This is a genomic window from Streptomyces sp. NPDC002884 (genome assembly GCF_040295245.1).
GTDB lineage: Bacteria > Actinomycetota > Actinomycetes > Streptomycetales > Streptomycetaceae > Streptomyces.
Genome location: NZ_JBEOVB010000005.1, coordinates 307,305 through 318,425 on the forward strand (window position 1 = coordinate 307,305; position 11,121 = coordinate 318,425).

At 70.3% G+C, this 11,121-nt stretch carries 9 protein-coding genes and 1 pseudogene; 6 read left to right on the forward strand and 4 right to left on the reverse strand.

The window, feature by feature from the left end; genetic code table 11:
- The first annotated feature begins 27 nt into the window (after positions 1–27).
- Genes ABT070_RS13710 through ABT070_RS13725 form a run of 4 tightly spaced genes read left to right on the forward strand, consistent with a single transcriptional unit; the run spans position 28 to position 3,617 of the window.
- Positions 28–1,140, forward strand: a complete 1,113-nt coding sequence (locus tag ABT070_RS13710) for an aliphatic sulfonate ABC transporter substrate-binding protein (protein WP_351759128.1) — start codon at positions 28–30, stop codon at positions 1,138–1,140.
- 10 nt (positions 1,141–1,150) lie between these two features.
- Complete coding sequence (locus ABT070_RS13715; RefSeq protein WP_451099890.1) at positions 1,151–1,963, forward strand: ABC transporter ATP-binding protein; 813 nt, start codon at positions 1,151–1,153, stop codon at positions 1,961–1,963.
- Positions 1,950–2,849 (forward strand): ABC transporter permease, encoded by a 900-nt coding sequence (locus ABT070_RS13720; RefSeq protein WP_351759133.1) that lies wholly within the window; start codon positions 1,950–1,952, stop codon positions 2,847–2,849. Before ABT070_RS13715 ends, ABT070_RS13720 begins: the two co-directional genes overlap by 14 nt.
- A gap of 6 nt (positions 2,850–2,855) precedes the next feature.
- Positions 2,856–3,617 carry a sirohydrochlorin chelatase gene (locus ABT070_RS13725; RefSeq protein WP_351759135.1) on the forward strand — a complete coding sequence of 254 codons (762 nt, stop codon included), beginning with the start codon at positions 2,856–2,858 and terminating at the stop codon, positions 3,615–3,617.
- Positions 3,618–4,092: 475 nt separating this feature from the next.
- Here the strand turns inward: ABT070_RS13725 and ABT070_RS13730 are convergent, their stop codons facing one another.
- Both ABT070_RS13730 and ABT070_RS13735 read right to left on the reverse strand, forming a co-directional pair.
- Complete coding sequence (locus tag ABT070_RS13730) at positions 4,093–4,692, reverse strand: TIGR03086 family metal-binding protein (protein ID WP_351759138.1); 600 nt, start codon at positions 4,690–4,692, stop codon at positions 4,093–4,095.
- A 26-nt stretch (positions 4,693–4,718) separates the two neighbouring features.
- Positions 4,719–5,777 carry a ketopantoate reductase family protein gene (locus ABT070_RS13735; protein WP_351759141.1) on the reverse strand — a complete coding sequence of 353 codons (1,059 nt, stop codon included), beginning with the start codon at positions 5,775–5,777 and terminating at the stop codon, positions 4,719–4,721.
- A 101-nt stretch (positions 5,778–5,878) separates the two neighbouring features.
- Here ABT070_RS13735 and ABT070_RS13740 point away from each other — a divergent pair, with 101 nt between their 5' ends.
- A complete protein-coding gene (locus ABT070_RS13740; protein ID WP_351759145.1) occupies positions 5,879–6,166 on the forward strand; it encodes a hypothetical protein in 288 nt (95 codons plus the stop codon).
- On the opposite strand, the gene ABT070_RS13745 is transcribed toward ABT070_RS13740, so the two are convergent.
- Positions 6,138–6,686, reverse strand: a complete 549-nt coding sequence (locus tag ABT070_RS13745; RefSeq protein WP_351759148.1) for a DUF1697 domain-containing protein — start codon at positions 6,684–6,686, stop codon at positions 6,138–6,140. The two genes, ABT070_RS13740 and ABT070_RS13745, sit on opposite strands and share 29 nt — an antisense overlap.
- A 611-nt stretch (positions 6,687–7,297) precedes the next feature.
- On the opposite strand from ABT070_RS13745, the gene ABT070_RS13750 reads away from it, so the two are divergent.
- A complete protein-coding gene (locus ABT070_RS13750; protein ID WP_351759151.1) occupies positions 7,298–9,565 on the forward strand; it encodes an MMPL family transporter in 2,268 nt (755 codons plus the stop codon).
- Positions 9,566–9,866: 301 nt separating this feature from the next.
- On the opposite strand, the pseudogene mgt reads toward ABT070_RS13750, so the two are convergent.
- Positions 9,867–11,109: pseudogene (mgt, locus tag ABT070_RS13755) on the reverse strand (macrolide-inactivating glycosyltransferase).
- Positions 11,110–11,121 lie beyond the last annotated feature (12 nt).

The following is an 11,121-nucleotide window of genomic DNA, read 5'->3' on the forward strand; positions in this document are numbered from 1 at the left end:
GCCGGGCCAACGAGAGGAACCCCTCCCGTGCCTGCCAACCGCTCAGTTCTTCTTCGCCGCGGCATCGCCGCCGTGGCGGCCCTTCCCCTGCTCGCCCTCGCCGCCTGCGGTTACGGTTCCGACGCCAAGGACGACAACGCCAACGAGAAGGTCGCCGCCGGATCGGAGAAGATCGACGGGCTCGACACCGTCAAGATCGGCTACTTCGGCAACCTGACGCACGCGACCGCGCTGGTCGGCCGTGAGCAGGGCATCTTCCAGAAGGCTCTGGGCGCCACCAAGGCGTCGTACGCGACCTTCAACGCGGGCCCGTCCGAGATCGAGGCGCTGAACGCCGGCTCCATCGACATCGGCTGGATCGGCCCCTCCCCCGCGATCAACGGCTTCACCAAGTCCGCCGGCAAGAGCCTGCGCATCATCGGCGGTTCGGCGTCCGGCGGTGTGAAGCTCGTCGTCAACCCGGACAAGGTCAAGTCCCTCAAGGACGTCAAGGGCAAGAAGATCGCGACGCCTCAGCTCGGAAACACGCAGGATGTGGCGTTCCTGAACTGGATCGCGGACCAGGGCTGGAAGGTCGACGCGCAGAGCGGCAAGGGCGACGTCACCGTGGTCCGCAGCGACAACAAGGTGACTCCGGACGCCTTCAAGGCCGGTTCGATCGACGGCGCCTGGGTGCCGGAGCCGACCGCGTCCAAGCTGGTCGCCGAGGGCGGCAAGGTGCTGCTCGACGAGGCCTCGCTGTGGCCCGACAAGAAGTTCGTGATCACGAACATCATCGTGTCGCAGAAGTTCCTCACGGAGCACCCGAAGGTCGTCGAGGCGGTGCTGAAGGGTTCGGTCGACTCCAACAAGTGGATCAACGCCAACCCGGCGGCGGCCAAGGCCGCGGCGAACAAGCAGCTGGAGGCGGACTCCGGCAAGGCGCTGCCGACCGAGGTGCTGGACCCGGCGTGGACGTCGATCCAGTTCATCAACGACCCGCTGGCCTCCACGCTCAACAGCGAGGCGGAGCACGCGGTCAAGGCGGGCCTGCTCGAGAAGCCCGACCTCAAGGGCATCTACGACCTGAGCATCCTGAACAAGGTCCTCAAGGCCGAGGGCGAGTCCACGGTCGACGACGCCGGTCTCGGCGTCAGCTGATCGGAGTCCGATGAGTTCCCAGGAGGTGACGACCATGGCAACGACCTTCGCCAAGGCCGCCGAGTCCGCGGAGTCCGTGGAGTACGCGGCCCGGCTTGAGCACGTCTCGAAGTCCTTCGCAGGGCCGGGCGGGCAGCAGCTCGTCCTGGACGACATCACTCTCGATGTCGCTCCCGGCGAGTTCGTCACCCTCCTGGGGGCTTCGGGCTGCGGCAAGTCCACTCTGCTCAACCTGGTGGCGGGGCTCGACGAGCCCACCACCGGCTCCATCACGACGGACGGCCGCCCGGCGCTGATGTTCCAGGAGCACGCCCTCTTCCCGTGGCTGAGCGCGGGCAAGAACATCGAGCTCGCCCTGAAGCTCCGGGGGGTCGCGAAGAACGACCGGCGCGACAAGGCGGAGGAACTGCTCGAGCTGGTCCGGCTGAAGGGCGCGTACGGCAAGCGTGTTCACGAGCTTTCCGGCGGTATGCGGCAGCGCGTGGCGATGGCCCGCGCGCTGGCGCAGGAGAGCAACATCCTGCTGATGGACGAGCCGTTCGCGGCGCTGGACGCCATCACCCGGGATGTGCTGCACGACGAACTGACCCGGATCTGGGGGGAGACGGGACTGTCCGTCCTCTTCGTCACGCACAACGTGCGTGAGGCGGTGCGGCTCGCGCAGCGGGTCGTCCTGCTGTCCTCCCGGCCCGGCCGGGTGGCGCGCGAGTGGACGGTCGACATCCCGCAGCCGCGCCGGATCGAGGACGCCCCGGTGGCGGAACTGTCCATCGAGATCACCGAAGTCCTGCGTGGGGAGATCCGCCGTCATGGCCAGCACTGAGACGAAGACGACGGCGACGAAGGCGGTTACCACCGAGCTTGCCGGGGTGGAGGCGGGGCTCGACGCGCTGGACGTCGTGGCGCCCGTCGCCCGTACGCCCTTTCGGCGGACCTTCGTCGACAAGATCCTGCCGCCGATCCTGGCGACCGTGCTGCTGCTGGTCGTCTGGCACATCACCTTCAAGATCGTCGACGACCCGACCAAGCTGGTCTCTCCCCTGGACGTCTGGCGGACGCTCCAGGACGCCTGGCTCGAGGGCAAGCTGCTCGGTTACATCTGGACCAGCGTCTCGCGCGGTCTGCTCGGCTTCCTCTTCGCGCTGGCGATCGGCACCCCGCTGGGTCTGCTGGTGGCACGGGTGAAGTTCGTGCGGGCGGCGATCGGTCCGATCCTGTCCGGTCTGCAGTCACTGCCGTCGGTGGCGTGGGTGCCGCCGGCCGTGCTGTGGCTGGGTCTGAACAACTCGATGATGTACGCGGTGATCCTGCTCGGCGCGGTGCCGTCCATCGCCAACGGGCTGGTGTCCGGCGTCGACCAGGTGCCGCCGCTGTTCCTGCGGGCGGGTCGCACGATGGGCGCGACGGGTCTGAAGGGAACCGTGTACATCACGTTGCCGGCCGCGCTGCCGGGGTACGTGGCGGGTCTGAAGCAGGGCTGGGCGTTCTCGTGGCGTTCGCTGATGGCGGCGGAGATCATCGCGTCCTTCCCCGACCTGGGCGTCGGTCTCGGTCAGTTGCTGGAGAACGGGCGCAACGCCAGTGACATGTCGATGGTGTTCGAGGCGATCCTGCTCATCCTGTTCGTCGGCATCGCCATCGACCTGCTGATCTTCAGTCCGCTGGAGCGGTGGGTGCTGCGCAGCCGTGGTCTGCTGGTGAAGAGCTGACGTCACATGTACAGGAAACCGGTTCCTCCCGTTCTCGTGGTGATTGCCCACGGCAGTCGTGATCCGCGCCACGCAGCGACCGTGCACGCCCTGGTGCGGCGGGTGCGGTCGTTGCGGCCGGGGCTGCGGGTAGAGACCGGTTTCCTGGACTTCAACATCCCTTCCGTCCATGGAGTGCTGGAGTCGTTGGCGGCGGAGGGCGTCCGGGACGTCGTGGCGCTGCCGTTGCTGCTGACCCGGGCGTTCCACGCGAAGGCGGACATCCCGGCGGTCCTGCGGGACGCTCCGGCACAACTGCGGATCAGACAGGCCGAGGTGCTCGGCCCGTCGCCGCTGCTGCTCGCCGTCCTCGAACGACGGCTGTACGAGGCCGGCCTGACGCCTGCCGACAAGTCCTCGACCGGGGTGGTGCTGGCCTCGGCGGGGTCCACCGACCCGGAGGCGATCGCGGTGATCGCAGAAATCGCGCGGGCGTGGCGGCGCACCGGTTGGTGTGCCGTGCGGCCCGCGTTCGCCTCCGCCGGTTCTCCCTCGGGGTTCCCGCGCACCGAGGACGCGGTCCGCGAACTGCGGGCGCTGGGGTGCTCGCGGGTCGCCGTCGCCCCCTACGTCCTGGCCCCCGGCTTCCTGCCGGACCGCATCGCGCGAGGCGCGGCCGGGGCGGATGTCCTGGCGGACGTCCTGGGTCCGGCGCCGGAGGTGGCGCGGGTGCTGCTGGAACGGTACGACGCGGCACGCACCCCGGCGCTGGCGGCTGTCGGCGCCTGACCGACGCGGGGCTCCCTCGCGAGCGAGGGGCTCCGTTTCCGTTGCGGTACCGGTTTCTGTTGTGAGACCGGTTGCTGTTGGTGTTGCGGTACCGGTTTCTGTTGTGAGACCGGTCGCTGTTGGTGTTGCGGTACCAGTTTCCGTTGTGACACCGGTTGCCGTCGGTGTTGCCGTAACGGTTTCCGTTGCGACACCGGTTGCCGTCGGTGTTGCCGTAACGGTTTCCGTTGCGACACCGGTTTCTGCCGCGGGACCCCGAGGACGCCCTCGCGGGCCGAAGCCGCGGCTGTTACCGAGGGATGCTGAAACTACCGAAACCGATCAGGCGCAGGTGTGCACCCCGCGCCCCGCGCTCGCCCCGCCCTGCCCCGCGCCCGCCTCGCCCTGCCCCTCGCTCGCCCCGCGCGCCCCAGGCACCCCTTCCCTCGTCGGCCCCGCGCCCCGCGCCCCACCGCAGTCGGCCCGAGGTGATCGTTCAGCGGTCGGCGTGGGCCGTGCCCTGGCGCGGATCGCGTCCGCTCGACGCCAGCGCCCGTTCGAACACCGGCGCGTCCTCCGCCACCGGCACCACCGCTGCGAAGCCGTCGTACTGGCGGTAGAGGTCACCGTGCCGTTCGACGACGTCGAGGACGAACCGGGCCGCGTCGTCCGAGATGCGGAACTCCTGGCCGGTGGCGACCGCGACGTCCCAGCCGTGCACCGCCATCTCCTTGACGATCATGGAGGCGATCTCGGCGGCGGGCATCGCGGCCGTTCCCAACTCGACCTCGCCCTCCCACACGGCCGGATCCGCCCAGGACGCGACCGCACGCTCCAACTGGTCGGCGTACGCCCCGGCCCACCGCGGGTCGGCGGTGAAGTCACGGGCGATCAGTTCGTCGGGGAGCTGCTCGCGCAGGGCGCGGTGCTCGAGGCCGTGGGAGGTGTAGAGGACCCAGTGGTGGACCAGGGCGCGGACGTCCCAGCCCGGGCAGTGCGTCGGGTCGCTCAACCGTGCCGCCGGGACACCGCGGGCGACGCGCGACGCCTCGGCCGCGCATTCGGACATGTACTGGTGCGTCTCGTCGTACTTCATGCGCCCCACGCTAGGCAGCGCAGTGCTCAGGACTCTTGAACAAACGCGACAGCGCCGGCGGCCCGGTCGTCGGCCAGCCGGATCAGCTCCGGCAGCGGCAGCGACCCGGGCGCCCTCCGGTCCCGGGCGAACTGGTTGGCAAGCCGTTGCAGCAACTCGTTCAGCGGGGTCGGCACGCCGTGCAGACGGCCGAGGAGCGCGATCTCGCCGTTGAGGTGGTCAGCCTCGATGGTGCCGGCGCCACGGCTGAGGGACTGCCAGGAGGAGCCGCCTCCGCGCGGGGAGCCGTCGAGCGGGACGAGGGTGACCTTGTCGCCGCGCAGGGCCTGCTGTTCCTCGGTGCTCGCCCACGCGATCCCGGCGGCGTGCAGCACGGCCTCGCCTTCTGCCCGCACCCTGGCGTACAGCGCCTCCGCCTCGGTGCCGCCCGCCGGGCCGCTCACCGCGCCACTCACAGGGCCGCTCACCGCTTCCAGGGCGTTTCCGAGGTTGGACAGCAGCTTCGCGTACTGCCAGCGGGAGACGTCCGGTACGACGGGTGCCTCGAAGTGCGCCTTCTCCAGGTCGGCGGCGATGCGGCGGGCCGTGTCGTCCGTGCCGTGCGGGTACCGGCCGAGGTGGAGGATGCCGGTGAGCGGGGTGCCGGCGGCGGAGACGACACCCGGTTCGACATGGGTGGCGGGCAGCCAGACGCAGACGCCGTAGACGTGCCGGAAGCGGCGCAGGGCGAGGCGCGGGCTCTCCACCCCGTTCTGCGCGCAGACCAGGGGCAGCCTCTCGGCGGCCGTGCCGCCGCCCTCGACCGGCGCGGGGCCCCACGCCTGGAGCGCCGCCTCGGTGTCCTGGGTCTTGACGGCGAGGAAGAGGACGTCGTCGGCGCGCAGTGTGCCGAGCGCGTCCGGTCCGTCGACGACCGGCAACCGGTACGTCAGCTCGCCCTGCGGCACCCTGAGCCGGAGTCCGCCCTCCGTGAGCGCGGCCCGGTGCGCGCCGCGCGCGACCAGCACGACCTCCTGCCCGGCCTCCGCCAGTCGTCCGCCGACCGTGCCGCCGATCGCCCCTGCCCCGATGATGATGTAACGCATGGGACGAGCCTCGCACAGTCGTGTGTACGCCCCATCAGAAGCGTGGGAAATGGCCCGGCCGCGGTTGACCTCGTCCCTGGGGCAGGGCCGAGGGTCCGGACATGGACGACTTCCACCTGCGGCAGACGCCGTACAGCGACCCGGGAGAGCTGGATGTCTCCGACCTGCCCCGGGATCCGCGCGAACTCATGTGCCTCGTACGCGATCTGATGGTGCATCAGCTGAAGGGGGGCCGTGTCGGGTACGGGATCCCCGAGGAACGGCTGCACCACGACGCCGAGTCCCGGTACGTGACCGCGATCCTGCGGATCCTGCCCCGCGAGATCCTGTCCCTGGCGCCCTTCCACGGGTTGCGCACGGTCACGCTCGCGTCATCTCCACCAGTTTGACGACGGTGTTCCAGTTCCGGGTCGTGGCGACGAGCCCCTTGTTCAGCCGCGGCTTGGACAGCTGCTCGGCGAGCTTGGACCGGCCGAGCCCCTCGGGGGCGTACAGATACAGCACGCGGTCGCCGAGGCGGAACTCCTCGGGGAGGTGGGCGGCCTGGTCGATCCCGGCGTAACGCTCCGCGTCGACGGGGGTGGAGAAATACGTGACGTGGAGTTGCCTGGCCTCCAGCTCGGCGGCCGGGAACGGGCACGCGTCGGCAACCGCTTCCAGAAAGGCGTGGTCGCGCACGATCACGCCCACGGCGAAGCCGAAGTGTTTCTCGATCGCCGCCGCGAGCTCCGCGGCGAGGCTCTCCTCGTCGCCGTGGGCGGAGGAGAAGACCGCCTGGCCGCTCTGGAGGTAGGTGCGGACCTCCCCGAGGCCGAGTCCCTCCAGCAGGGTGCGCAGTTCGGCCATCGGGACCTTCCTGCTGCCGCCCACGTTGATGCCGCGCAGCAGTGCCGCGTACGTCGTCGTCATCCGCTCACCTTAAGCGGCCGTCGTGCCCCGTGGGGGTGGGCACGGCGGCCGCGGCAGGGGTGGAGCACCGGACGGAACTCTGACCGATCGGCGGGGCGCGGAGCAACACCTGCCGGACATCTCCACAGGCTCGCGACCGGTTCGACAAACTTTCGTGGACACCTTTCCGACCTCCGCCCTCGACCTGCCCATCGGTCTCGCCACAGCCCTCGCCGACGCCCTCGCCGACGCCTCTCACCGGCGGCTCTCGCGCCCCCTCCCCCTCACCGGCGGCCCTCAGCGGCGGCCCGTGTCATCGCCGCGCACCGGCGGCCCGCGTGCACGCGCCTCACCGGCGGCCCGCGTCAACGGCCGACCCCGACGGCCCGTCCGGCGGTCGTTCCCTCGGCCTCGTGAGGGGCCCGCACCCTGATCGTCATCCCCGAGATCCCCGGATAGATGTAGGGGACCCCTGTCCTCCCCAGCGGTGAGACGACGCGGTCCGACGGGAGGAGTCGGGTGTCCGGCACCTCACCGGACAGCACGACGAGATGGCCTTATCCAGCCCATACCTTCGAATCGAAAGGTGGCGGCAGGGGGCTTCCACCGCGTCACAAGAGGGCAGGCCCGTCATGGGGACCGGAGATATACGGGTGCGGGGCATCGCCGCGCGGGCAGGCGGCTGGAGCGCCCAACACCGATGGGCCGCCGTGGGCATCTGGGTGCTGTTCGTCGTCCTGGCCATGGGGATCGGCTCGGCGGTGGGCACGGTCGAGGTCAAGGAGAGCGACCAGCTGGGGGGCGAGACCCACACGGCCGCCCTGATCACCGAGGAGGCCGGCATCGACGAGCCGGCCAGTGAGACGGTCCTCATCCAGTCGAAGGACGGCTCCGTCAAGGCCACGGACCCGGAGTTCAGGGCCGCCGTCGCCGCTGTCGTCGCGGCCGTCGACAAGACGGGCAAGGTCACCGACGTGACCTCGCCGTACGACTCGGACACGATCTCCAAGGACGGCCGCAGCGCGCTCGTGCAGTTCGACATGCGCGGCGACTCCGACACCGCGGGCGAGCGGGTCGAGCCGGTTCTCGAGGCCGTCGAGGGCGTCCAGAAGGACCACTCCTCGCTGCGGATCGAGGAGATCGGCGGCGCCAGCATGATGAAGACGTTCGACGACGCGTTCGGCGACGACTTCCAGAAGGCGGAGCTCTCGGCCGTGCCGGTGGCCCTGGGCATTCTGCTGATCGCCTTCGGCGCGCTGGTGGCGGCGCTGCTGCCGGTGGCGCTCGCGGTCACCGCGATCATGGCGACGATGGGCCTGATGAGCATCGCCAGCCACTTCCAGCCGATGGACGACACGGCGAGCTCCGTGATGCTCCTGGTCGGTCTGGCCGTCGGCGTCGACTACTGCCTGTTCTACCTGCGCCGGGAACGCGAGGAGCGGGCCGCGGGACGTGATCCGGAAACCGCTCTCAGGATCGCCGCGGCGACCAGTGGCCGGGCCGTGATCGTCTCCGGCGTCACCGTGTGCGTGGCGATGGCGGGCATGCTGTTCACCGGGCTCGCCACGTTCGAGGCGATGGGTCTGGCCTCCCTGATGGTGGTCGCGGTCGCCATGGTCGGTTCCGTGACCGTGCTGCCCGCGCTGCTGTCGCTGCTCGGTCAGCGGGTGGAGAAGGGCCGGATCCCGTTCCTGCACCCCGACAAGCGCCGCAAGAACGGCACCGGCCGGAGCACCGACGAGGGCAGCCGGTTCTGGAGCGCCGTCCTGAAGGTCGTCCTCGCCAGGCCCGCCGTGTCGCTGGTCGTGGCGGCCGGCACCCTGTTGGCGATCGCCGCTCCTGCGGTCGGCATGAAAACCCAGAACCTCACCCTGGACCAGGAGTTCGGCGACTCGCTGCCGATCGTGCAGACCTACAACCGGGTCAACGACGCCTTCCCGGGCGGCTCCGAACCGGCCGAGGTGATCGTGAAGGCGGACGACATCAACGCCGCCGAGGTGAAGACCGCGCTCGCGCAGTTCAAGGAGCAGGCGGTCAGCTCGGGCGCCTCCCGCGGCCCGGTCGAGATCAAGCTGCACGACGCGCAGAACATCGCGTACGTCTACGTTCCGCTGGTCGGCGGCTCCGACCTGGACAAGGCGGGTGCGAGCCTGGACAAGCTGCGCGACGAGGTGCGGCCCGCCACGCTCGGCAAGATCGACGGCCTCCAGGCGCCGATCACCGGACAGGTGGCCGGTTCGAAGGACTTCAACGACCAGCTGGCCGGAGCCGTCGCTCCCGTCTTCGCGTTCGTCGTGGTCTTCGCCTTCCTGCTGATGCTGCTGTCGTTCCGCTCGCTGACGGTCGCGATCACCTCGATCGTGCTCAACCTGCTGTCGGTGGGCGCCGCCTACGGCATCCTCGTCGCCGTCTTCCAGCACGGCTGGGGCGCGTCGCTGGTGGGTGCGGAGGGCGTCGGCGCCATCATCACCTGGCTGCCGCTGTTCCTCTTCGTGATCCTGTTCGGCCTGTCGATGGACTACCACGTGTTCGTGGTCTCGCGGATCCGCGAGGCGCGGATGCGAGGCCGTTCGACGAACGAGGCCATCAAGCACGGTGTCGTCACCACGGCCGGTGTGGTCACCAGCGCCGCGGTCATCATGGTCGCCGTGTTCGCGATCTTCGGAACGCTGTCCATGCAGTCCATGAAGCAGATGGGCGTCGGCCTGGCGGCGGCGGTGCTGATCGACGCGACGATCATCCGGGGCGTGCTGCTCCCGGCCGTGATGGCCCTGCTGGGCGAGCGCAACTGGTACCTGCCGAAGTGGCTGCACTGGCTGCCCGACTTCACCCACGACGAGTCGCCCGAGGCGGTCGCGCCGGTGACGCGGGACGACGAGGGCGAGCCGCTGCGGGTCTGACACCGCTCCGGGCCTGCTGAAGCAACCTGAACCGAGGGCCCGTTGACCTCCCGGGGGAGTCAACGGGCCCTCATTCACGTCTGGTTCGGCACCCTATCCCGCGCCCGATCCGGCACCCGATCCGGCACCCGATCCGGAGGCCGGTTCGGCACCCGGTTCGGCACCCGGTCCAGGACCGGTTGAGGACCTGCCCAAGGCCGGCCCCAGGTCGATCCAAGGCCGATCCAAGGCCAGCCCCAGGCCAGCCCCAGGCCGGTCCAGGGCCGGTCCAGGGCCGGTTCCGGAGGCTTTGCCAGGGCGTTCAGGATCGCTTCCGCGACAACTCGGCCTCGATGAGGTCCACCGCCCGGCGGGTGCCGCCCTCCTGCGCCATCTCCGTCTGGATCACCTTCAGCCGACGGGCCACCTCCACGTCGTCGACGAGCGCGAGGGCGGCTTCCCGCAGCGTCTCGGCCGTCGCCTCGGGCGTGGCGATCCGCCGGGCCACACCGAGCGCCTGGAGCACGTCCGCGTTGCCGTACTGGTCGACGGCCTGCGGTACGGCGATCATCGGGGTGGCCGTGGCCAGCCCCTCCTGGCTGCCGCCCGCGCCGGCGTGCGTGACGAACAGGTCGGCCTGCTTCAGGACCGCCAACTGCGGTACCCAGGAACACACTTCGACGTTGTCGGGTACGGCGCCCAGCACGGCGGGGTCGAGGCGTCTGCCGATCTGGAGCACGAGGTGCCAGCCGGGCATCCCGCCGAAGGCCCGCACGCACTCCCGGTAGAAGTCCGGCTGGTCGGTGAAGGTCGAGCCCAGCGAGACGAGGACGACCTTCTCCGCCTGCGCGGGGCGCGTCCAGTCACCCTCGGCGGCACGGTCGCCCTGGCAGGCGCCGACGAACGTGTACACGCTCTCGTCGACCCGGTCGGCGTGCGGCTGGAGCGCCCTGGGGATCAGCACGAGGGAGCGGGCCGGGCGGCCGGCGAAGGAGTCGGGGTGCTCGGTGATCCCGTTCTCCTCCAACCAGGCGTGGAAACGGGCGTAGTAAGCCTTTCCCCGCTCGGTTTCCCTCGGCTCCGCCCACATCGGTTCGGCGATCTCCTCCTCGTAGCCCTCCCAGGCCACGAGGTTGGGTGAGAGGGAGATCGCCGGCACGCCCCACCGGTGGGCGAGGACGCGGGCCGGGTAGGCGGTGATGTCGTGCAGCACCAGGTCCGGCTCGTCTCCGTCGTAGGCCTCGATCAGCTGGGGCAGGGCCTGGATCGCGTCGGCCAGGAAGGGCTCGACGTTGTCGAGGAGGGTGTTTCCCCAGGCGGAGGGGTCGTCGTCGGGCGAGGGCAGCGTCGAGTGCCACGGCTTGACCTCGGCGCCGGTACCGGCGACCTTCTCGGCGAAGACGGGCGGAATCGCGTACGTCACCCGGTGCCCGCGCGCGACGAGCTCGCGGATCACCTCGATGCTCGGGTTCACGTGACCGTGGGCGGCGATGGAGAACATGGCGACATGCGCGGGGCGACTGGTCATGCCGTCGACCGTAGGCGAGACGATACGTCTCGTGCAACTCGAATAGCGC